Below are 21,049 nucleotides of genomic sequence, written 5' to 3' on the forward strand. Positions count from 1 at the left end.
GCGGCCCGGGCGCTCCCCGATCCGCGCCGGTGGCGGCGGGTTACGGTGCCGTCATGGACGTACTCAGCGATGCCGTCGCCGCCATGCGTGTCGGGCGGCCCCACTCTTCCCTGACGCGGAGGCAGGCGCCGTGGGGCGTGCGGTTCACCGGGGCGGGCGGCGCCGGGTTCCACGCCGTGCTCGAAGGGCATGCCTGGCTGGTCCTGGCCGAGAAGGGCGGCGGCGACGCGGAGCCGGTGCGGCTGGGGCCCGGCGACATCGCCTTCCTCACCCACCGGGGCGCTTACGAGTTGGTGAGCGAACCGGGCGCCGCGGTGCGGGAGGTCACGCTGCGGGTCGACGGATCCGGGCTCGCGCCCGTACCGACCGCGTCGTCCGCGCAGGCCGAGCCCGAGCCGGGGGCAGGGGCAGGGGCGGTGGACGCCGGGGGGCCGTCCACCGTGATGATCTGCGGCGCGTACCTCCTCGACGAGAACCGCCCGCACCCGCTGCTCACCGAACTGCCCGGCCTGATCCACCTGACGGCCGCCGACGGAGCGGGCGACCCGCTGCGCGCGGTGCTCGGCCTGCTCGTCGCCGAACTGAACGACCCGCAGCCCGGCACCGACACCATCGTCACGTCGTTCCTCGACACACTGCTCCTGCTGATCCTGCGCACCTGGTGGCTGGGGGTGCGCGGCAGCACAGGCGATCACTCCGGCTGGGCGGCCGCACTCGCCCACCCGGCGGTCGCGGCCGCGCTCCGCGCCATTCACAGCGACCCCGCGCACCCCTGGACCGTGAGTGAACTCGGCGCGCTCGGCAGCCTGTCGCGGGCGCCCTTCGCGCGCCGGTTCACGGAGACCGTGGGGACGCCGCCGCTCGCTTATCTCACGTGGTGGCGGATGACCACGGCGGCGGGGAGACTGCGCGAGCCGGACGGTGTTCCGCTGCGCGCGGTGGCCGAACGGGCCGGTTATACCTCGGAGTTTGCCTTCGCCAAGGCGTTCAAGCGGGAGTTCGGGATGGCACCGGGCCAGTACCGGAAGTTGCGCGCGGCGGGGTGAGGGGTGAGGGCGCGGTCTCCCGCCGAGTTGACGTAGTACGGGGGCGTCCAGGGGCGTACGGGGCCCGGGAGACGCGGTACGGGATCAGGTCTGCTTCTGCAACAGGCGCAATGTCGCCTGGAGTTCGGACTGTGCCACCCGCGCCGCCCCCTCCGCGTCCTTCGCCTCGACGGCGCGTACCAGTTCGGCGTGGGCGGTATCGCCGTGGTCGGCTTCCTCGGCGCGTACGTCGATGAGTTCGAGCAGGTCGATCAGGCCCTGCCGGAGTGCGGGCATGAACTCGGCGAACAGATCGGTGAGTACGGGGTTCCGTGCCGCGGCCACGACGGCCGCGTGCAGCGCGATGTCGGCGTCCACGAACGCCGCGTCGTCCTCGGCGGCCGCCACCCTGCGGCCGGCCAGCGCGGCGCGCATCGCCTCGATGTCCTCATCGGTGCGGCGCAGCGCCGCGAGGCGGGCGGCCTGCACCTCGACGAGCATCCGCACCTCGTAGACGTCGGTGACGGCGGCCCGCCGCAGCCGGGTCGGCCAGTCCGCGACCGGTTCCGTGGCGATGACGAAGACGCCTGCGCCCTGCCGCGACCGTACGAGCCCGGCACCGGCGAGTGCGCGCAGCGCCTCGCGCAGCGTGGAACGTCCCACGCCGAGTTCCTTGGCGAGGGTCGTCTCACCGGGCAGTTTGGTCCCGACGGGCCACTGGCCACCGGTGATCTGCTCGCGCAGCCGGGCGGCGGCCTGCTCGACGAGAGGGCTGGGGCGGACGGAGCCTAGCGGCGGCATCGGGGGCCTTTCGGGGCATGGGGTGTGGGGGAGGGCCGGGGCTCCCTGCCCCCGCAGCTTGTCTGAGGAGTGCGTGTCTGAGGACCGGCTGCCTGAGGACCGGCTACCTGAGGACCGGCTACCTGAGGACCAGTTGTCTGAGGAGTACTTGTCAGAGGACCTGACGTATCGCTAGTGTATCCACATGATCTTCCGCGGTCTCCTTCTTCTCGGCTGCCGCGGCGGGGCCTGAAGCGACCGGCACCCCGCCGCGGGTTGTCGTGCTGCCGGTCTTCCGACCGAGCCCGCTCAGGAGCAGATCTCACCATGGACGCCCCCGCGAACACCCGCGTTAATACCCTCGCGAACACCCCCACGAACACCCCCGCGTACGACTGGAATCCGCAGCGCCCCAGTCCCATGCCCTACCACCGCTACCGCCCCTACCAGAACCGGGTCGACGTCCCCGCCCTGGAGCGGAGTTGGCCGAGTGCGCGGATCGAGCACGCACCGCTGTGGGTCCCCGTCGACCTGCGCGACGGCAATCAGGCGCTCGCCGAGCCCATGGACACCGACCGCAAGCGGCGTTTCTTCGATCTGCTGGTCTCGATGGGGTTCAAGGAGATCGAGGTCGGCTACCCGTCGGCCAGCAGGACCGACTTCGACTTCGTGCGGCACCTCGCCGGGCGGGCCGCGAGCGGTGGGCTGCCCGACGACGTGACCATCGTCGTGTTCACGCCCGCCAAGCCCGAACTGATCGACCGTACCTTCGAGTCCATCGACGGGCTGCCGCGCGCCGTCGTCCACCTCTACATTCCGACCTCGCCCGTCTGGCGCGACACCGTGCTCGGCCGTTCGCGCGCAGAGGTGTGCGGCGTGGTCGAGGAGGCCGCCGCGCACATGGCGCGGCTCGCCGACAAGCGGCCGCACGCCGACATCCGGTTCCAGTTCGCGCCGGAGACGTTCAACCTCACCGAGCCCGACTACGTCCTGGAGGTCTGTGACGGCCTTACCGAGCTGTGGGACGCGAGCCCCGACCGCCCCGTGACGCACAACCTGCCGGCGACCGTCGAGATCGCGACCCCGAACGTGTACGCCGACCAGATCGAGTACATGCACCGGAATCTCGCCCGCCGCGACTCCGTCATCCTCTCCGTCCACCCCCACAACGACCGCGGCACCGGCGTCGCCTGCGCCGAGCTGGCCGTCCTCGCGGGCGCCCAGCGCGTCGAGGGCTGCCTGTTCGGCAACGGCGAGCGGACGGGCAACGTCGACCTGGTGACCCTCGCCCTCAACCTGTTCGCCCAAGGCGTCGACCCCATGGTCGACTTCTCCGACATCGACGCCGTGCGCGAGGTCGTCGAGCACTGCAACCAGCTGCCCGTGCACCCCCGCCACCCCTACGCGGGCGACCTCGTGCACACCGCGTTCTCCGGCACGCACCAGGACGCCATCAGCAAGGGCTTCGCCCACCACGCCCGCCGCGCCGCCGAGTTGGGCGTCCCGGAGCGCGAGGCACCCTGGGACGTGCCGTACCTGCCGGTCGACCCGGCGGACATCGGCCGCACCTACGAGGCCGTCATCCGTGTCAACTCTCAGTCGGGCAAGGGCGGCATGGCGTACCTGCTGCAGACCCGGCACGGCCTCGACCTGCCGCGAGCCATGCGGCCCGACTTCTCACGCGTGGTGCAGGAGGCCACCGACGACAGCGGCCGGGAGGCGACGGCGGAGGAGCTGTACGAGCTGTTCCGGGCGACGTACGTCGTGCCGGGGCGGGGCGGCGACGTGGCGCTGAGCTCCTGGACCACCGACCGGGCCCCGGACGGCGCGCACCGTTTCGTCTGCACGCTCCAAGTGGGGGACAGGGCAGGGGACTTCGAGGGAGCGGGCAACGGGCCGCTGTCCGCCTTCGTCGACGCCCTCGCCGCCGCCGGGATCACCGTCAACATCCTCGACTACGCCGAGCACGCCGTGGCGGAGGGCGGGGGCAGCGAGGCCGTCGCGTACGTGCGGTGCCTGGTCGGCGACGTCGACTGCTGGGGCGCGGGCCTGGACACCTCCGTCCTGACCGCCTCCGTACAGGCGGTGCTCGCCGCCGTGAACCGGGCCGGAGCCACCGCCGTGAACCGGGCCGGAGCTGCCCGATGACCTGCGCACCGCCGGACGGCAGCCGCGCCGCACCCGTCCTGCACGCCGACCGTGTCACCGTCGTCCGGGCCGGGCGCCCCATCCTCGAAGACGTCACCTTCACCGTCCGCCCCGGCGAGCACTGGGCGCTGCTCGGCGCGAACGGCGCGGGCAAGTCGACCCTGCTCAGCCTCTGCGGCGCCGTCACCCACCCCACGCACGGCACGGTCGAGGTGCTCGGCCGCCGGCTCGGCAGCGTCGACCTGCGCGAGCTGCGGGCCCACGTCGGCCATGTGAACCCGCGCCACCCGCTGCGCTCGCCGCTGCCGGTCCGCCAGGTCGTCCTCACCGGGCTCACCAACAGCATCGAGCAGGTACCGCGCAGGCGCGCCACTCCCGAGCAGGAGGAGCGGGCCGACCGGCTGATCGCCCTCCTTGGCCTCGCGCACCGGGCGGACGCGCGCTGGCCCACGCTGTCCCAGGGCGAGCGCGGCCGCACGCTGATCGCGCGCTCCCTGATGCCGAGTCCCCGCCTGGTCCTGCTCGACGAACCGGCCACCGGCCTCGACCTCGCCGGGCGCGAGAGCCTCCTCGACAGCCTGGACACCCTGCGCGAGGCCCACCCGGAACTCGCCACCGTCCTGGTCACCCACCACCTGGAGGAGCTGCCCACCGGCACCACGCACGCGCTGCTCCTGCGCGACGGCCGCGCACTCGCCTCCGGAGCCGTCGACGACGTACTGACCGGCGACCAGGTCGGCAAGTGCTTCGACCATCCCGTGCGCCTGGAGCGCAGGGACGGCCGCTGGAGCGTCCGCACCCGCCGCTGACCCGGCGAGAACAGACCGAGAACAGAGATAGACGAGAACAGAGATAGACGAGAACAGAGACAAAGAGGAAGGGGCCCGGAGCGTCACCCGCTCCGGGCCCCTTCCTCGTCCGGCTCCGCCGCCGGACCGCCGACTACTTGTTCAGGCTCGCCCAGAACTCGTCGAAGGAGAGACGCTTGTCCGCGTCGGTGTCCTTCGTGCCGATCACGGCTTCGGCCACCGCCTCGGTCTGGTAGAAGTCGCCCATCCTGGCCATGGCGCTCTTCCACTCGGCCGCCGTGATGAAGCCGTCGCCGTCCGCGTCGAACTGCTCGAACGCCTTGCGCGCTTCCTCGATGTCCGCCACCGGATCCACCCCTTCTTGGTGCACTACTGACGGGGTTAGGGTAGCGGCCGCTCCGGCACGCGGTGACAGGAGTACGCACCCGTGGCCAGCGCTTTGGTCCCGCTCGTGGCGCGTGGGGTGAGCTGCGCCACCGTGGGTTTTCGCGGGACGGCGGAGCGGGCCGGGTGCCGCGCACGTCTCCCAGTGCGAGGCGAGGTCCGCCGCCTCGGTACGACCCGGGCACGCCGGCCCGGACCGATCCTGGGAGCGCCCCGTTGAACCCCACCGACCCGCACCGACGCGCCCGCCCCCGCACCCGCCCCCTCGTCCTCGCCCTGGCCACCCTCACCGCTGTCTCCCTCACCGCCGTCTCCCTCACCGGCTGCACCGCACCGGGCGGCCCCTCCCCGGACGCCGCCGAGCGCCCCGAACTCCAGCGGTTCTACGGGCAGAAGCTGGCCTGGAAGAAGTGCGGCGACCTGCGCTGCGCGCGCCTCACCGTCCCCATGGACTACGCCCACCCGGAGAACGGCAGGACCTTCGTGCTGCCCGTGGCGAAGGCGGCGACCGCCGACCCGGACGACCGCGTCGGCTCGCTCGTCTACAACCCCGGTGGCCCGGGCGCCTCCGGCGTGAGCGATCTGAAGTCGGACGGCGGCGAGGTGTTCAGCGGTGCTGTGCGCGCCCGCTTCGACATCGTCTCCTTCGACCCGCGGGGCGTGGGCGGCAGCGTCCCCGCCGTCACGTGCGCGGAGACTGACGAGGAGGACGACGACGGCCCCGAGCCGATAGCGCCGCGCACCGCCGCGGACCGGGCCCGCGCCCTGGCCGACGCCGACGACCAGGCCGCCGCCTGCGCCCGGGGCAGCCGCGGCGTCCTGCCCCACGTGGGCACCGAGGACGCGGCCCGCGACCTGGACGTCCTGCGGGCCGCCCTCGCCGACCGGAAGCTCACCTACCTCGGCTGGTCGTACGGCACGAGCCTCGGCACCGCGTACGCCGAACAGTTCCCGCACCGCGTCCGGGCGCTCGCCCTCGACGGCGCGGTCGACCCCTCCCTGGACTGGCGGCAGCGCGCGCTGAGCCAGGGCACGGGATTCCGCAGGGCGGTCGAGGAGTACGCGGAGTCCTGCGCCGACATCGCGGGCGACAGCTGCCCCGGCGCGGACCCGGCGGAGATATCGGCGCTGATCGAGGAGCTGTACGAGCGGGCGGCGCGCGAGCCGCTGCCGGTGAGCGACGAGGACGCGTACGACGTCGACGCCAGGACGCTGCTCGACGTCGTCACCGGCGCGATGTACAGCCCGGAGGACGACTGGGAGGAGCTGTCACAGGCGCTGGGCGCGGCGTACGACGGCGACGCGACGGAGCTGTCCCGCCTGGCGGAGTCGGGGGACCAGGACACGGACTCCCACCGAGGGGTACGCGCCCGCGCCGCCACCGGGAACGACGACGACGCGATCATCGCCGTCGACTGCCTCGACGTACCGCACCCGCACACCGCGGGCCCCTACTGGAAGGCCCTGGGCCCCGCCGACAAGGCCGCGGGCCCGTACGGCACGTCAAGCGTCGTCGACGAGCTGACCTGCAAGAACTGGCCCACAGGAAGAAACAGCGACCGGCGCCCGCACCGGGTCGCCGCGCCCGGCGTGCCGCCGGTCCTGGTGGTCGGCACCACCGGCGACCCCGCCACCCCCTACGAGGAGGCGGAGAGCCTCGCCGGGCAGTTCCCGGGCGGCATGCTCCTGACGCACGACGGCATCGGCCACACCGCGTACGGCCGCGGCAACACCTGCGTCACGCACGCCGTCGACCGCTACCTCATCCACCTGAAGCACGTCCGCCCGGGCAAGAGCTGCTAGGTCGTGGCTCAGCACTCGATGATGTTCACCGCGAGCCCGCCCCGCGCAGTCTCCTTGTACTTGACGCTCATGTCGGCGCCCGTTTCCTTCATCGTCTTGATGACCTTGTCGAGGGAGACCTTGTGGGAGCCGTCGCCGCGCATCGCCATCTTCGCGGCGGTGACGGCCTTGACCGCCGCCATGCCGTTGCGCTCGATGCACGGGATCTGGACGAGGCCGCCGACCGGGTCGCAGGTCAGGCCGAGGTTGTGCTCCATGCCGATCTCGGCGGCGTTCTCGACCTTGGAGGGGGAGCCGCCCATGACCTCGGCGAGCGCGCCCGCCGCCATCGAGCAGGCGGAGCCGACCTCGCCCTGGCAGCCGACCTCGGCGCCGGAGATGGAGGCGTTCTCCTTGAAGAGCATGCCGATCGCGCCGGCCGCGAGGAGGAAGCGGACGACGCCGTCCTCGTCCGCGCCGGGCACGAAGTTCATGTAGTAGTGCAGGACGGCCGGGATGATGCCCGCGGCGCCGTTCGTCGGGGCGGTCACGACGCGGCCGCCCGCCGCGTTCTCCTCGTTCACGGCCATCGCGTAGAGGGTGATCCACTCCATGGAGCGGGCCTGCGGGTCGCCCTCGGCGCGCAGCTGGCGGGCGGAGTTCGCGGCGCGGCGGCGGACCTTGAGGCCGCCGGGCAGGATGCCCTCGCGGGACATGCCGCGCGAGACGCAGGCCTGCATGACGCGCCAGATCTCCAGGAGCCCCTCCCGGATCTCCTCCTCCGTGCGCCAGGCCTTCTCGTTCTCCAGCATCAGCGCGGAGATGGACAGGCCGGTCTCCTCCGTGCGGCGGAGCAGCTCGTCGCCGGTGCGGAAGGGGTGCTTGAGGACGGTGTCGTCCGGCACGATCGGGTTCTCGCCCGCCACAGCGTCCTCGTCGACCACGAAACCGCCGCCTACGGAGTAGTACGTCTTCTCCAGGACGAGGGCGCCCTCACGGTCGTACGCGAAGATCGTCATGCCGTTGGCGTGGTAGGGCAGGGCCTTGCGGCGGTGCAGGATCAGATCCTCGTCGAAGTCGAAGTCGATCTCGTGCACACCGAGGAGGTTGATGCGGCCGCTGCTCCTGATCTCCTCGACGCGGCCGTCGGCGCTCTCCACGTTCACCGTGCGGGGCGACTCGCCCTCCAGGCCCAGCAGGACGGCCTTCGGGGTGCCGTGGCCGTGGCCGGTGGCGCCGAGCGAGCCGTACAGCTCGGCCCGTATCGCCGCGGTGTGGGCCATCAGGCCCTCGTTCTTGAGGCGCCCTGCGAACATGCGGGCAGCGCGCATCGGACCGACCGTGTGGGAGCTGGACGGGCCGATGCCGATCGAGAACAGGTCGAAGACCGAGATGGCCACGGAAAACTCCAATGGTGGTTGGTAGACGCCGTTGTCTGCCGGGTGATGCAGAAGTACAAGGCGGTGCAGGAATTACGGGAGCGCGAAGCGCGGTACCCGGTACAGGGTGCGGGGCACCCTGCTCACTCTCCAGTGTGCAGGGTGCCCCGGCGTTTCGTACGTACGAACAAAAGCGTACGAAATTACTTCAGACCGGCGTACAGGGGGTGCTTGTCGGCCAGAGCCGTCACGCGGGTCTTGAGCGCGGCCGCGTCGAAGCCCGGCTTGAGGGCCTCGGCGATGATGTCGGCGACCTCGCGGAAGTCCTCCTCCTGGAAGCCGCGCGTGGCGAGCGCCGGGGTGCCGATCCGCAGGCCCGAGGTGACCATCGGGGGGCGCGGGTCGTTCGGGACCGCGTTGCGGTTGACCGTGATGCCGACCTCGTGGAGGCGGTCCTCGGCCTGCTGCCCGTCGAGCTCGGAGTCGCGCAGGTCCACCAGGACCAGGTGCACGTCCGTGCCGCCGGAGGCCACGCCGACGCCGGCGGCCTTGGCGTCGTCCTGCACCAGGCGCTCGGCCAGGATGCGGGCGCCGTCCAGGGTGCGCTGCTGGCGCTCCTTGAAGTCGTCCGACGCGGCGACCTTGAAGGAGACGGCCTTCGCGGCGATCACGTGCTCCAGCGGGCCGCCCTGGAAGCCGGGGAAGACCGCGGAGTTCAGCTTCTTCGCGAAGTCCTTGTTGCGGGCCAGGATGATGCCGCCGCGCGGGCCGCCGAGCGTCTTGTGCGTGGTGGAGGTGACCACGTCCGCGTACGGCACCGGGTTCGGGTGCAGACCGGCGGCGACGAGCCCGGCGAAGTGCGCCATGTCGACCCACAGGTACGCGCCGACCTCGTCGGCGATCCGGCGGAACTCGGCGAAGTCCAGCTGGCGCGGGTAGGCGGACCAGCCCGCGATGATCACCTTGGGGCTGTTCTCCTTGGCCAGGCGCTCGACCTCGGCCATGTCGACCAGACCGGCCTCGTCCACGTGGTAGGCGACCACGTTGAACTGCTTGCCGGAGAAGTTCAGGCGCATGCCGTGGGTGAGGTGGCCGCCGTGCGCCAGGTCCAGGCCGAGGATCGTGTCGCCGGGCTGGGCGATCGCGAAGAGGGCGGCCTGGTTGGCGGAGGCGCCGGAGTGCGGCTGGACGTTGGCGTACTCGGCGCCGAACAGGTCCTTGACCCGGTCGATCGCGAGTCGCTCGGTCACGTCCACGTGCTCGCAGCCGCCGTAGTAGCGGCGGCCGGGGTAGCCCTCGGCGTACTTGTTGGTCAGGACGGTGCCCTGGGCCTCCATGACGGCGACCGGAGCGAAGTTCTCCGAGGCGATCATTTCCAGGGTGGACTGCTGGCGGTGGAGCTCGGCGTCGACGGCGGCGGCGACGTCCGGGTCCAGCTCGTGGAGAGGGGTGTTCAGAAGCGACATCACACGATCCCTATCGGTATGGGTCAGCCGGCGGTGAATGCGGTGTACTCGTCGGCGGTCATCAGGTCGTCCGGCTCGCCCGAGATGCGCACCTTGAACAGCCAACCGCCCTCGAACGGGGCGGAGTTGACCAGCGAGGGGTCCTCGACGACGTCCTGGTTGGCGGCGACGACCTCGCCGTCCACGGGGGAGTAGAGGTCGCTGACCGACTTGGTCGACTCCAGCTCGCCGCAGGACTCGCCCGCGGTCACCGTGTCACCGGCCTCGGGGAGCTGGGCGAAGACGACGTCACCGAGCGCGTTGGCCGCGTGCTCCGTGATGCCGACGATCGCCACGCCGTCCTCAGTGGCCGACAGCCACTCGTGCTCCTTGCTGTAACGCAGCTGCTGGGGGTTGCTCATGACCTGAATTCTCCTGTACGCGGGTGGGTGCTGCGGAACGGGACTGATGTGCGTGGGATCACTTCCGGGGCCCCGGGCGCCGGGTCCCACGCGGGGGACAACGCTACGAGCGTCACTTCTGTCGCTTGTAGAACGGCAGGGCCACGACCTCGTACGGCTCGTGGCTGCCGCGGATGTCCACGCCCACGCCCGGCGTGCCCGGCGCCGCGTGCTCCGCGTCGACGTACGCCATCGCGATCGGCTTGCCCAGCGTCGGGGACGGGGCGCCCGAGGTGACCTGGCCGATGACCTTGCCGTCCAGGACCACGGGGAAGCCCGCGCGCGGGACGCGGCGGCCCTCGGCGATCAGGCCGACGAGCCTGCGCGGCGGGGCGGCCTCGGCGCGCTCGGCGGCGGCCGCGAGGGCGGCGCGGCCCACGAAGCCCTCCGACTGCGACGTCTTCTCGAACTTGACCACCCGGCCGAGTCCGGCGTCGAACGGCGTCAGCTCGGCGGTCAGCTCGTGCCCGTACAGCGGCATGCCCGCCTCCAGGCGCAGCGTGTCGCGGCAGGAGAGGCCGGCCGGGACCAGGCCGACGGGCGTGCCCGCCTCCATCAGCGCGCCCCACAGCTTCTCCGCGTCACCGGGGGAGACGAAGAGCTCGAAGCCGTCCTCGCCGGTGTAGCCCGTGCGGGCGATGAGGGCGGGGACGCCCGCGACGGTGCCGGGCAGGCCCGCGTAGTACTTGAGCCCGTCCAGGTCGGCGTCCGTGAGCGACTTCAGGATGCCGGGGGACTCCGGGCCCTGGACGGCGAGCAGGGCGTACGCGTCCCGGTCGTCGCGGACCTCGGCGTCGAAGCCGTCGGCGCGGGCGGTCAGCGCGTCGAGCACGACCTGCGCGTTGGAGGCGTTGGCGACGACCATGTACTCGGGGGCACCGGCCGCACCGAGGCGGTAGACGATCAGGTCGTCCAGGATGCCGCCGTCCTCGGCGACGATCATCGTGTAGCGGGCGCGGCCGACGCCGACCGAGCCGATGTTGCCGACCAGCGCGTAGTTCAGGAAGTCGGCGGCCTCGGGTCCGGTGACGGTGATCTCGCCCATGTGGGAGAGGTCGAAGAGACCGGCCTTGGTGCGCACGGCGTTGTGCTCGTCGCGCTCGCTGGCGTACCGCAGCGGCATGTCCCAGCCCGCGAAATCGGTCATGGTCGCGCCGAGGCGGCGATGCACGGCGTCGAGGGCGGTCAGACGGGGGGCAGTGCTCATGAAGGGAACTCCCAGGGCGTGACGGGCGAGGTCGATCCTCCCCATCTGTCATCGGAACCTGAGAGGTTCGCCGAGAGCGGCTCGGTGTCCGAGACGCCCGGCTTGCACCTTGGGTGGGACCGCCGGGGCGGCCCGCTTTTCAGATGTGCCTCGCCCGCGCGGTACGGGGCCTGAGAGATTCAAGGGAGGGACTTGCTCCTTCGGCGCCCCGGGCCCAGCACTGGCTGGCTCCGGGGACTCTCCCGCGCGGATTCAAACGGCCGGTATGGAGTTGGCGGGCACATCATTGCACGCGACTCTGTCCAGGGGGACCCGTGACCGGCCACGGATCCCGCGGCCCGGACACGCTTGTGCCGCATTACCTTCTCTTTACACTTGCCGGGGAAGCAGTACGTGACCGCTATGGGGAGGCCGATCACGGTGCGCAGCAGGACCAGTGTCCACGCCACGACCACCGGGCTGGCGACCGCGGGGGTGGCGCTGCCGAAGCAGCCCGCCGCCCCCGCCACGGAGAGCTGCGGACCGCTTCCCGTGGCCGTCGTCCGCGACTTCCGCCGACGGGCCGGCCACAGCCCGCACCGCCTCACCTTCGGCGAGGGCGACCTGGTCGTCGTCTCCGGGCTGCCCGGCGGCGGGAAATCGACCCTGATGCGGCAGGCCGTCACCGGCCCGCGCATCGACTCCCAGGACACCCGCGACCGCTGGGCCCGCCGCATGCCGCGCCTGCTGCCGTACGCGCTCTACCGCCCCCTGGTCCGCCTCGCGCACTACGCGGGACTGCGCCGCACCCTGCGCGCGGGGGTGAGCCTCGTCGTGCACGACTGCGGCACCCAGCCCTGGGTGCGCCGCTGGCTTGCCCGCGAGGCCGCCCGGCGCGGCGCGGCCCTGCACCTCCTGCTCCTCGACGTGCCGGTGCAGACGGCGCTGCGAGGCCAGCACGAGCGCGGCCGCGGCGTCTCGCGGTACGCCTTCGCGCGCCACCGCAGGACGGTCGGGCGGCTCGTCGGCGCCGCCGAGCGCGGCGACCTGCCGCGCGGCTGCGGTTCGGCGGTGCTCCTGGACCGCGCGGCGGCGCAGGTCCTGCGGGGGATCGCCTTCGACCGCTGAGCGCCCCGGCGTTAGGGTTCGAGCCGCAGGCAGAGCGGTCGCGAGCAGGGGTTGGACAGATGGACTTTCCGGCGCAGGCACACGCCCATCCCTACGGTGGATGGCCGGGCAACGAACTGGAGGAGGTCCTGGCGGCCTCTCTCGGCGCCCCCGCGTCCGCGGGCGGCCGGATCGTGGAGGTCCTCGGCCGCAGCCAGGTCTGGATCCCGCTGCCGAACGGCGGCGGCCCCGACAGCGGCACCCTGGACCTGCCGACCCTGGAGATCGAGGGCCAGGCGTACGTGCCCGTCTTCACCTCCGAACAGCAGTTCCGCCAGGCCCTGGGCGAGGCCGCGGACCGGATGGGCCACACCGTGGCGCCCGCCGTGGAGTTCGCCCGCGGCCTCCCGCCGCAGCTGGGCATCGCGCTGAACCCGGACGGCACCGTCGGCGTCCCGCTGCCGCCGCCCGCCGTCGCCGAGCTCTGCCGGGCCGGCCGCTCCGAGCTCGACGGACCCGCCACCGGCGGGCGGGTGAAGCTCTACGAGCCGGACTGGCAGCACGACCCGGTGGACTTCCTGGCCGCCGCGGGACGGGAGTTCGAGGCGGCCGGGGTCGTCCTCACCGCCCGCCGCTGCCTGGCGTCCGTCGAGACGGACGAGCCGACGCTCTTCGTCGGCGTCGAGCTGTCCACCTGGGACGGCAACGCCCGCGACCTTCCCATGGAGGCTCTGGGCCGCGCCCTCGGCCAGGTGCCGGTCCCCTGGCCGGTGAACCTGGTACTCCTCGACGTGGCGCAGGACCCGGTGGGCGACTGGCTGCGCGCGCGGGTCCGGCCCTTCTACCACCGCGGGGCCTGAGCCCGGGCGAGCCCCGCGGACCTGAGGTGTCGTACGTCAGGACCTGAGGTGTCGTACGTCAAGTCCGTGCCAGGATCGCCGCTTAAGCTGGTTCCATGACCCGGTCGGGGCACGTCCGTGCCCGGCGACGGGGCTCTCGGGTGGTTCGGGTGCGAAGCGAAGGGGCGGTTACGGGTGAGTGCGTCGGGCACGGCCGCGGGTGATGGGGTCTCCCCTGCACGAGCTGGCTCGGGCGCCGGGGGACAGGTCGAGCAGATGCTGCGCCAGGTGACCCCCGGGCGCTACGACGCCTACGAGGCACTGCTGCGCGCCCTCGCCGCCGACCAGGTGTGGATGCTGCTCTGGCACGGTCAGGCCGGCTCGCCCGACGCCCAGTACGGGAACATGGAGGTCGAGGGGATCGGCTACGCCCCCTGTGTGACCTCCGCCCAGGAGCTCTCCGCCAGTGGCTGGAACCGCAGCTATGAAGTGGTGCGCGGTCTCGACATCGCCCGCACCCTCTACCCCGACCACTACGGCCTCTGGCTGAACCCGCACGCGCCCGGCGGCGGCGTCGGCATCCCCTGGCTGGATCTGCGCCGCATGGCCACGGGCCTGGACCTGCTGCCCGCGGGCCCCCTGCGGCTCACCGAGCCGAGCATCGAGATCCCCCAGTTCTACGCGCTGCTCACGCAGAACGCGCACCGCACCCCGATGGTCCGCTCGCTGCGCCGCGCCTGGGTGCAGCCCGCGCTCGGTGCGCCCTATCTGGCCATCGGCCTCGACGTGTACGACACGTCGCCGACGTCCGTGGACGCGATCCGGACGATGATGCAGCAGTCCATCCCGGCCGTCCCGGAGGGCCTGCCCGTCTCGACGGTCGCGATGGCCGACGATGACGACCCGGTCGCGATGTGGCTGCGCGCCAACACCCGGCCGTTCTACGACCGCGAGGCCCAGGCGGCCCCGGCGCCGGCGAGCGGTTACGGCTACCCCGCGCCGTACTGAGCAGCGCCGACGGAGGTGATGTCCGTTGTGATGCGGGTGGGGCCCTATGGACCCGCGTGAAGCATTGCACCCCAACTGCCCCGTGTTCGCCCCTCGTTCACTGGCGTCCGGATAACGGAACACCTCGATCAGCATCACGGTTGCGCATCCTTTCCCCGTCAAGTCTGGTAACAGATCGCGACGTGGATGAAGACTCCCGCTCCAAGGGGCCTTCGCCCCTGGGTACGACGGACTGATCACGTCGCTACAGCGGCAAGTGCGGGCCGGTCACCACCGGTTGAGAGGGGTCCCTGCCACGATGACGGCACCATTGCATGACACACCTGCGGACGCGGACCCGACCGAGGACGTCGCCCCCGCAGTTGATGCAGGGGTGAAAAAGGTCGAGGGCCGGTCCCTCAAGCAGATCGCCTGGAACCGCCTGAAGCGGGACAAGGTCGCCCTGGCGGGCGGCATCACGGTGCTGGTACTGGTGCTGGTCGCCGTCTTCGCGCCGCTGATCGTGGACCTGCTGGGGCACCCGCCCAACGACTTCAACCAGGACAAGCTCGATGAGCTGACCGGTCTCCCCAAGGGCGATCTCGGCGGCGTGAGCGGCGACTTCCTCTTCGGGGTCGAGCCCAACAAGGGCCGCGACGTCTTCAGCCGGATCGTCTTCGGCGCGCGGATCTCGCTCCTGGTCGCGTTCCTCGCGGCGATCGTCGCCGTGGTGCTCGGCACCCTCTTCGGGATCATCGCCGGGTACTTCGGCGGCTGGATCGACGCGCTGATCAGCCGCGTGATGGACGTGCTGCTCTCCTTCCCGCAGCTGCTCTTCATCATCTCGCTGGTCTCCGTGCTCCCCGACGACCTGCTCGGCCTCGAAGGCACCAGCGTGCGCGTCGCGATCCTCGTCATGGTCATCGGCTTCTTCGGCTGGCCGTACGTCGGACGGATCGTCAGGGGGCAGACTCTTTCGCTCCGTGAGCGCGAGTACGTGGAGGCGGCCCGCAGCCTCGGCGGCGGCAAGCGCCACATCCTGTTCCGTGAACTGCTGCCCAACCTGGTCGCCCCCATCACCGTCTACGCGACGCTGATGATCCCGACCAACATCCTCACGGAGGCGGCCCTCAGCTTCCTGGGCGCCGGCGTCAAGCCGCCGACGGCCTCGTGGGGCGGCATGCTGCGCGACGCACTCAAGACGTACGAGCACGACCCCATGTTCATGGTCTTCCCGGGCGTCACGATCTTCATCACCGTTCTGGCCTTCAACCTCTTCGGCGACGGGCTGCGGGACGCGCTCGACCCGAAGGGGACGCGCTAGAAGGTCCCGACTGGCTTGCCCCTGCCGCATGTCAGGTGGCTTTAACCATGGTTCTCCGGCAGCTCAAGGCCAGGGACCGCGAATCTCGGAGGTTACGAGAAAATGCCCACAGTTTCCTCGAAACGACGGCTCACCAGCGGTGCGGCCCTCGTCGTCGCGGCACTGGTGACCACCACGGCGTGCGGCGGCGGTGACGGTGACGACAGCGACTCCAAGGGTGCCGGTTACAACGCGGCGCTGAACAAGGTCGCCAGCCCTTCCAAGAAGAAGGGAGGCACGCTGAAGATGGTCGGCAAGCAGGACCTGGACTCCGCCGACCCGCAGCGCGCCTACTACGGCATGACGTGGGACTTCATGCGCTTCTACACCCGGCAGCTGGTGACCTACGACACCAAGCCGGGCAAGGCGGGCACGAAGCTGGTCCCCGACCTCGCCACCTCCACGGCGAAGATCTCGGACGACGGCAAGACCTACACGTACAAGCTGCGTGCCGGTCTGACCTGGGAGGACGGCTCCAAGCTGACCTCCAAGGACATCAAGTACGGCATCGAGCGCACCTGGGCGACGGACACCATCACCGGTGGTCCGGGCTACATCCGCCAGACGCTCGACCCCAAGGGCAAGTACAAGGGCCCCTACAAGGACAAGGGCGGCCTCGACGCGATCGAGACCCCCGACGACCAGACCATCATCTTCAAACTGCCCAAGCGCAACGGTGACTTCGAGCAGTTCCTGGCCATGCCCACCGGTTCGCCGGTGAAGGAGGCCAAGGACACCAAGGCCAAGTACACCCAGCGGCCGTTCTCCGCGGGCCCGTACAAGTTCCAGCAGTACAAGTCCAACAAGAAGATCGTGCTGGTCCGCAACGACAAGTGGAAGAAGTCCTCGGACCCGATCCGCGCGGCGCTGCCCGACAAGATCGACGTGACGTTCTCCGCCAACCAGGAGGAGAACGACAAGAAGTTGATGGAAGGTGACTTCGACGTCGACCTCAACGGCACGGGCATGACCCAGTCCGGCCGCGTCAGCGCCGTCACCGACCACCGCGCCAACGTCGACAACATGCACACGTCCTTCGTGCGCTACGTCGCGCTCATCCACAACGCGAAGCCGTTCGACAACGTGCACTGCCGCAAGGCCGTGTTCTACGCGACCGACTACGACAGCATCCAGCAGACCCGCGGCGGCAAGGTCGCGGCCGGCGACATCGCCAACAGCACCTTCCCCGTGGCGATCCCGGGCCACAGCAAGTACGACCCGTACGGCGTCCTTGCGCGCAAGGGCAAGCCGGACGCCGCCAAGGCCAAGGACGAGCTGAAGCAGTGCAACAAGCCGGGCGGCTTCACGACCAAGCTCACCGCCCGCAGCAACAACCCGGGTGAGGTCGACGCCGCCGAGGCGCTGCAGCAGTCGCTCGGCAAGGTCGGCATCAAGGTCCAGGTCGACTCGCTCGACGGCGCCGACACCTCCAGCATCACCGGCTCGCCGTCCGTCGTGAAGAAGCGCGGCTACGGCATGACGATGAGCGGCTGGGGCCCGGACTTCCCCTCCGGCCAGGGCTACGCGCAGCCGCTGTTCGACAGCCGCTTCCTGAACCCGACCGGTAACTACAACGAGTCGCAGATCAAGGACAAGAAGGTCGACGCGCTCTTCGACAAGGCGATCGCAGAGACCGACCCGGCCAAGGCCGGCGAGGTCTACAAGGAACTCGACAAGAAGATCCTCGACCAGGCCGACTGGATGCCCTTCCTCTACGAGAAGAACATCACCTGGCGCGGGTCGCGGCTGACCAACGCCTACATGTCCGACGGCTACAACGGCCGTTACGACTACGCCTCGCTCGGCGTCGTCAAGTAACTCCCGCAAGGGAGCCAGTAGTTGTTCGTTCCACCGCCGCCGAATCCCGCCAGTCCGAAGGGCAGGTGATGGCCCCGGGCGGTGGCCGGAGCTCCTCACAAGGGGGCTCCGGCCACCGCCGGGCCGCGCACAGTGCTTGCTTATCTCATCCGGCGCCTGATCGCCGTAATCATCATGGTGCTGGTCGTACTGCTCGCGACCTTCACCGTCTTCTTCATGCTGCCCAAGTGGGCGGGACAGGACATCGCCGTCCTCTTCGCCGGCAAGGCCACCGGAGCCGAGCAGATCGAAGGCATCCGGACCAAACTGGGGCTCGACGACCCGCTGCTCGTCCAGTTCTGGGAGTTCATCAAGGGCATCCCGATGGGGCGTGACTACGTCAACGGCAGTGACGTCACACACTGCCCGGCGCCCTGCTTCGGCTACTCCTTCCGCACCGAGGCGCCCGTCTGGGAGACCCTCAAGGACGCGCTGCCCGTCACCGGCGCGCTCGCCGCGGGCGCCTGCGTCCTGTGGCTCGCCGCGGGTGTCGCCACCGGTGTGGTCTCCGCCCTCAAGCGGGGTTCCATCTGGGACCGCTCCGCGATGACCGTCGCCCTCGGCGGCGTCTCGCTCCCCGTCTTCTTCACCGGCATGATCGCGATGGGCATCTTCGTCCACAACCTCGGCTGGGTGAAGATCGCGGACAGCCTCAGTACCGACGACTCGGCCGGCGTCTGGCTCCAGACGCTGATCCTGCCGTGGATCGTCCTCGCCTTCCTCAACGCCGCGATGTACGCCCGCCTCACCAGAGCCACCATGCTCGAAGTGCTCGGCGAGGACTACATCCGCACCGCGCGCGCCAAGGGTCTCGGCGAGGCCGCCGTCATCCGCAAGCACGCGCTGCGCTCCGCGATGACGCCGATCCTCACCGTCTTCGGACTGGACCTCGGTGTCCTGATGGGCGGCGCCGTGCTCACCGAGTCCACGTTCAACCTGCCGGGGCTCGGCCTCGAAGCGGTCAGGGCCATCAGCAGCAAGGACCTGCCCGTCATTCTCGGCGTGACCCTGTGCGCGGCGCTCGCGATCGCCGTGGCCAACCTCGTCGTCGACCTTCTGTACGCCGTCATCGACCCGCGAGTGAGGCTGGGATGACCGAACTGTCCAAGAGCGGAGCAGCGGTGGGCGAGCCCGTCGCGGACTCGCCCGCTCCCTCCGCCTTCCTCGAGGTGCGCGACCTCAAGGTGCACTTCCCGACCGACGACGGCGTGGTCAAGTCCGTCGACGGGCTCAGCTTCCAGCTGGAGAAGGGCAAGACCCTCGGCATCGTGGGCGAGTCGGGATCCGGCAAGTCGGTCACCTCGCTCGGCATCCTCGGCCTGCACACCGCCGGCCAGTACGGCGCCCGCAAGGCGCAGATCTCCGGCGAGATCTGGCTGGACGGCAAGGAGCTGCTCACCGCCGACCCCAACGAGGTGCGCAAGCTGCGCGGCCGCGAGATGGCGATGATCTTCCAGGATCCGCTCTCCGCGCTGCACCCGTACTACTCCATCGGCAAGCAGATCACCGAGGCGTACCGGGTCCACAACGACGTCGACAAGAAGACGGCCCGCAAGCGCGCCATCGACATGCTCGACCGGGTCGGCATCCCGCAGCCCGACAAGCGCGTGGACTCCTACCCGCACGAGTTCTCCGGCGGCATGCGCCAGCGCGCGATGATCGCGATGGCCCTGGTGAACAACCCCGAGCTGCTCATCGCGGACGAGCCGACGACGGCCCTCGACGTGACCGTCCAGGCGCAGATCCTCGACCTCATCCGGGATCTGCAGAAGGAGTTCGGCTCCGCCGTCATCATGATCACGCACGACCTGGGCGTGGTCGCCGAGATGGCGGACGAGCTCCTGGTCATGTACGGCGGCCGGTGCGTCGAGCGCGGCACCGCCGAGAAGGTCTTCTACGAACCCCAGCACCCCTACACCTGGGGCCTGCTGGGCTCGATGCCGCGCATCGACCGCGAGGAGACCGAGCGGCTCATCCCGGTCAAGGGCTCCCCGCCCAGCCTGATCAACCTGCCGAGCGGCTGCGCCTTCAACCCGCGCTGTCCCTACGCGGACATCCCCAAGGACCAGATCACCCGCAGCGAGCGTCCCGAGCTGCGCCTGGTGGGCGACGGGCACTACTCCGCCTGCCACATGTCGCAGGACGAGCGCGGCCGGATCTGGACCGAAGAGATTGCGCCGAAGCTGTGAACGATGCCGCGAAGGACCATAAGAACCCCAAAGGCACTGCGAAGGGCCAGGAGATGACGATCCCGGCGCAGACGAAGAGCTCGCCCGAGCCGCTGCTCAAGGTCGACGGCCTGGTGAAGCACTTCCCCATCAAGAAGGGGCTGCTCCAGCGCCAGGAGGCGGCGGTGCAGGCGGTCGACGGGCTCTCCTTCGACGTACGCCCCGGTGAGACGCTCGGCGTGGTCGGTGAGTCCGGCTGCGGCAAGTCGACGATGGGCCGGCTGATCACGCGGCTGCTCGAACCGACCAGCGGCCGCGTCGAGTTCGAGGGCACGGACATCACGCACCTGAACACCGGCCGGATGCGTCCGCTCCGCCGGGACGTCCAGATGATCTTCCAGGACCCGTACTCGTCGCTGAACCCCCGGCACACCATCGGCACGATCGTCGGCGCGCCCTTCAAGCTCCAGGGCGTCAAGCCCGAGGGCGGCGTGAAGAAGACCGTGCAGGAGATGCTGGAGCGCGTCGGGCTCAACCCCGAGCACTACAACCGCTATCCGCACGAGTTCTCCGGCGGTCAGCGCCAGCGCATCGGCATCGCGCGGGCGCTGGCGCTGCGCCCGAAGCTCGTGGTGGCGGACGAGCCCGTCTCGGCCCTGGACGTCTCCATCCAGGCCCAGGTGGTCAACCTCCTGGACGACCTCCAGGACGAGCTCGGCCTCACGTACGTGATCATCGCGCACGACCTGTCGGTCATCCGGCACGTCTCGGACCGCATCGCGGTGATGTACCTCGGCAAGATCGTGGAGCTGGCGGACCGCAAGGACCTCTACTCCACGCCGATGCACCCGTACACCAAGGCGCTGCTCTCCGCGGTGCCGGTGCCGGACCCGAGGCGGCGCGGCGTCAAGAGCGAGCGGATCCTGCTCCGGGGTGACGTCCCCTCGCCGATCGACCCGCCCAGCGGCTGCCGCTTCCACACGCGGTGCTGGAAGGCGACGGAGATCTGCAAGACCAAGGAGCCGCCGCTGACGGCGCTCGCCACGGGACACCAGGTGGCGTGCCACCACCCGGAGAACGCCGACGACCAGGCGCCCGAGGACACCAAGCTGCTCGCGGTGGCCAAGGAGGCGATCGAGGTGGTGACGGTGGTGCCGAAGGCGGAGGAGACGGCCGCGAAGGCGTCTGCGGAACCGGAGCCTGTCGTTTCCAAGGGCGACGTGACGAAGGACGAGGGTCAGAAGTCGACTGAGTCATAAGGCAAGTTGACCCGGGCAAAGTACGCGTCCTAGGTCATGTACATGCCCTGACGGGAGAGTGCAGAGTCTG

General features: G+C 70.6%; 18 protein-coding genes and 1 riboswitch. Of the genes, 12 read left to right on the forward strand and 6 right to left on the reverse strand.

Features of this window, described 5'->3' with window-relative positions; all coding sequences use genetic code 11:
* The first annotated feature begins 53 nt into the window (after positions 1–53).
* The gene (locus tag ACFVYL_RS35920; RefSeq protein WP_389723866.1) at positions 54–1,046 is read left to right on the forward strand and encodes an AraC family transcriptional regulator; all 993 of its coding nucleotides are present in this window, start codon (positions 54–56) and stop codon (positions 1,044–1,046) included.
* An 84-nt stretch (positions 1,047–1,130) separates the two neighbouring features.
* On the opposite strand, the gene ACFVYL_RS35925 is transcribed toward ACFVYL_RS35920, so the two are convergent.
* Positions 1,131–1,826 carry a FadR/GntR family transcriptional regulator gene (locus ACFVYL_RS35925; protein ID WP_389723869.1) on the reverse strand — a complete coding sequence of 232 codons (696 nt, stop codon included), beginning with the start codon at positions 1,824–1,826 and terminating at the stop codon, positions 1,131–1,133.
* A 306-nt stretch (positions 1,827–2,132) separates the two neighbouring features.
* On the opposite strand from ACFVYL_RS35925, the gene leuA reads away from it, so the two are divergent.
* Together leuA and ACFVYL_RS35935 are read left to right on the forward strand one after the other, a co-directional pair.
* Positions 2,133–3,953 carry a 2-isopropylmalate synthase gene (leuA, locus tag ACFVYL_RS35930; RefSeq protein ID WP_389723872.1) on the forward strand — a complete coding sequence of 607 codons (1,821 nt, stop codon included), beginning with the start codon at positions 2,133–2,135 and terminating at the stop codon, positions 3,951–3,953.
* The gene (locus ACFVYL_RS35935) at positions 3,950–4,762 is read left to right on the forward strand and encodes an ABC transporter ATP-binding protein (RefSeq protein WP_389723875.1); all 813 of its coding nucleotides are present in this window, start codon (positions 3,950–3,952) and stop codon (positions 4,760–4,762) included. The genes leuA and ACFVYL_RS35935 overlap by 4 nt, the downstream gene beginning before the upstream one ends.
* Positions 4,763–4,895: 133 nt before the next feature.
* Here ACFVYL_RS35935 and ACFVYL_RS35940 read toward each other — a convergent pair whose 3' ends face one another.
* Positions 4,896–5,108 carry an EF-hand domain-containing protein gene (locus ACFVYL_RS35940; RefSeq protein ID WP_389723878.1) on the reverse strand — a complete coding sequence of 71 codons (213 nt, stop codon included), beginning with the start codon at positions 5,106–5,108 and terminating at the stop codon, positions 4,896–4,898.
* Between the two features lie 254 nt (positions 5,109–5,362).
* Between ACFVYL_RS35940 and ACFVYL_RS35945 the strand changes: the two genes are divergently transcribed.
* Complete coding sequence (locus ACFVYL_RS35945; protein ID WP_389723881.1) at positions 5,363–6,949, forward strand: alpha/beta hydrolase; 1,587 nt, start codon at positions 5,363–5,365, stop codon at positions 6,947–6,949.
* A gap of 8 nt (positions 6,950–6,957) precedes the next feature.
* On the opposite strand, the gene ACFVYL_RS35950 is transcribed toward ACFVYL_RS35945, so the two are convergent.
* The 4 genes from ACFVYL_RS35950 to gcvT all read right to left on the reverse strand — a co-directional run bounded on the left by ACFVYL_RS35950 (position 6,958) and on the right by gcvT (position 11,420).
* Positions 6,958–8,328, reverse strand: a complete 1,371-nt coding sequence (locus ACFVYL_RS35950; RefSeq protein ID WP_389723883.1) for an L-serine ammonia-lyase — start codon at positions 8,326–8,328, stop codon at positions 6,958–6,960.
* A gap of 182 nt (positions 8,329–8,510) precedes the next feature.
* The gene (gene glyA / locus ACFVYL_RS35955) at positions 8,511–9,773 is read right to left on the reverse strand and encodes a serine hydroxymethyltransferase (protein ID WP_389723886.1); all 1,263 of its coding nucleotides are present in this window, start codon (positions 9,771–9,773) and stop codon (positions 8,511–8,513) included.
* Between the two features lie 23 nt (positions 9,774–9,796).
* Positions 9,797–10,174 (reverse strand): glycine cleavage system protein GcvH, encoded by a 378-nt coding sequence (gcvH, locus tag ACFVYL_RS35960; RefSeq protein ID WP_389723889.1) that lies wholly within the window; start codon positions 10,172–10,174, stop codon positions 9,797–9,799.
* A 112-nt stretch (positions 10,175–10,286) separates the two neighbouring features.
* Positions 10,287–11,420: a glycine cleavage system aminomethyltransferase GcvT gene (gene gcvT / locus ACFVYL_RS35965; protein ID WP_389723892.1), complete on the reverse strand. Its 1,134-nt coding sequence runs from the start codon at positions 11,418–11,420 to the stop codon at positions 10,287–10,289.
* A 149-nt stretch (positions 11,421–11,569) separates the two neighbouring features.
* Positions 11,570–11,675: riboswitch (glycine riboswitch) on the reverse strand.
* A gap of 147 nt (positions 11,676–11,822) precedes the next feature.
* Here gcvT and ACFVYL_RS35970 point away from each other — a divergent pair.
* The 8 genes from ACFVYL_RS35970 to ACFVYL_RS36005 all read left to right on the forward strand — a co-directional run bounded on the left by ACFVYL_RS35970 (position 11,823) and on the right by ACFVYL_RS36005 (position 20,979).
* Positions 11,823–12,527, forward strand: a complete 705-nt coding sequence (locus ACFVYL_RS35970) for an AAA family ATPase (protein WP_389723932.1) — start codon at positions 11,823–11,825, stop codon at positions 12,525–12,527.
* Between the two features lie 59 nt (positions 12,528–12,586).
* Positions 12,587–13,366 carry an enhanced serine sensitivity protein SseB gene (locus ACFVYL_RS35975; protein ID WP_389723894.1) on the forward strand — a complete coding sequence of 260 codons (780 nt, stop codon included), beginning with the start codon at positions 12,587–12,589 and terminating at the stop codon, positions 13,364–13,366.
* Between the two features lie 255 nt (positions 13,367–13,621).
* On the forward strand, positions 13,622–14,353 hold the full coding sequence (locus ACFVYL_RS35980; protein ID WP_389723897.1) for an enhanced serine sensitivity protein SseB C-terminal domain-containing protein: 732 nt from the start codon (positions 13,622–13,624) through the stop codon (positions 14,351–14,353).
* 298 nt (positions 14,354–14,651) lie between these two features.
* Complete coding sequence (locus ACFVYL_RS35985; protein WP_389723900.1) at positions 14,652–15,656, forward strand: ABC transporter permease; 1,005 nt, start codon at positions 14,652–14,654, stop codon at positions 15,654–15,656.
* Positions 15,657–15,758: 102 nt separating this feature from the next.
* Positions 15,759–17,513: an ABC transporter substrate-binding protein gene (locus ACFVYL_RS35990; protein ID WP_389723902.1), complete on the forward strand. Its 1,755-nt coding sequence runs from the start codon at positions 15,759–15,761 to the stop codon at positions 17,511–17,513.
* 132 nt (positions 17,514–17,645) lie between these two features.
* A complete protein-coding gene (locus ACFVYL_RS35995; RefSeq protein WP_389723904.1) occupies positions 17,646–18,647 on the forward strand; it encodes an ABC transporter permease in 1,002 nt (333 codons plus the stop codon).
* On the forward strand, positions 18,644–19,741 hold the full coding sequence (locus ACFVYL_RS36000; protein ID WP_389723907.1) for an ABC transporter ATP-binding protein: 1,098 nt from the start codon (positions 18,644–18,646) through the stop codon (positions 19,739–19,741). Before ACFVYL_RS35995 ends, ACFVYL_RS36000 begins: the two co-directional genes overlap by 4 nt.
* A 53-nt stretch (positions 19,742–19,794) precedes the next feature.
* Positions 19,795–20,979 carry an ABC transporter ATP-binding protein gene (locus ACFVYL_RS36005; RefSeq protein ID WP_389723910.1) on the forward strand — a complete coding sequence of 395 codons (1,185 nt, stop codon included), beginning with the start codon at positions 19,795–19,797 and terminating at the stop codon, positions 20,977–20,979.
* Positions 20,980–21,049 lie beyond the last annotated feature (70 nt).

Source organism: Streptomyces sp. NPDC058308, from assembly GCF_042880275.1.
Classification (GTDB): domain Bacteria; phylum Actinomycetota; class Actinomycetes; order Streptomycetales; family Streptomycetaceae; genus Streptomyces.

Coding starts and splice junctions, on each gene's coding strand:
- gcvT (WP_389723892.1), bottom strand. CDS start 11,420: ATGAGCACTGCCCCCCGTCTGACCGCCCTCGACGCCGTGCATCGCCGC.
- ACFVYL_RS35985 (WP_389723900.1), top strand. CDS start 14,652: ATGACGGCACCATTGCATGACACACCTGCGGACGCGGACCCGACCGAG.
- glyA (WP_389723886.1), bottom strand. CDS start 9,773: ATGTCGCTTCTGAACACCCCTCTCCACGAGCTGGACCCGGACGTCGCC.
- ACFVYL_RS35935 (WP_389723875.1), top strand. CDS start 3,950: ATGACCTGCGCACCGCCGGACGGCAGCCGCGCCGCACCCGTCCTGCAC.
- ACFVYL_RS36000 (WP_389723907.1), top strand. CDS start 18,644: ATGACCGAACTGTCCAAGAGCGGAGCAGCGGTGGGCGAGCCCGTCGCG.
- ACFVYL_RS35975 (WP_389723894.1), top strand. CDS start 12,587: ATGGACTTTCCGGCGCAGGCACACGCCCATCCCTACGGTGGATGGCCG.
- ACFVYL_RS35970 (WP_389723932.1), top strand. CDS start 11,823: ATGGGGAGGCCGATCACGGTGCGCAGCAGGACCAGTGTCCACGCCACG.
- ACFVYL_RS35920 (WP_389723866.1), top strand. CDS start 54: ATGGACGTACTCAGCGATGCCGTCGCCGCCATGCGTGTCGGGCGGCCC.
- ACFVYL_RS35990 (WP_389723902.1), top strand. CDS start 15,759: ATGCCCACAGTTTCCTCGAAACGACGGCTCACCAGCGGTGCGGCCCTC.
- ACFVYL_RS35980 (WP_389723897.1), top strand. CDS start 13,622: ATGCTGCGCCAGGTGACCCCCGGGCGCTACGACGCCTACGAGGCACTG.
- gcvH (WP_389723889.1), bottom strand. CDS start 10,174: ATGAGCAACCCCCAGCAGCTGCGTTACAGCAAGGAGCACGAGTGGCTG.
- leuA (WP_389723872.1), top strand. CDS start 2,133: ATGGACGCCCCCGCGAACACCCGCGTTAATACCCTCGCGAACACCCCC.
- ACFVYL_RS35925 (WP_389723869.1), bottom strand. CDS start 1,826: ATGCCGCCGCTAGGCTCCGTCCGCCCCAGCCCTCTCGTCGAGCAGGCC.
- ACFVYL_RS36005 (WP_389723910.1), top strand. CDS start 19,795: ATGACGATCCCGGCGCAGACGAAGAGCTCGCCCGAGCCGCTGCTCAAG.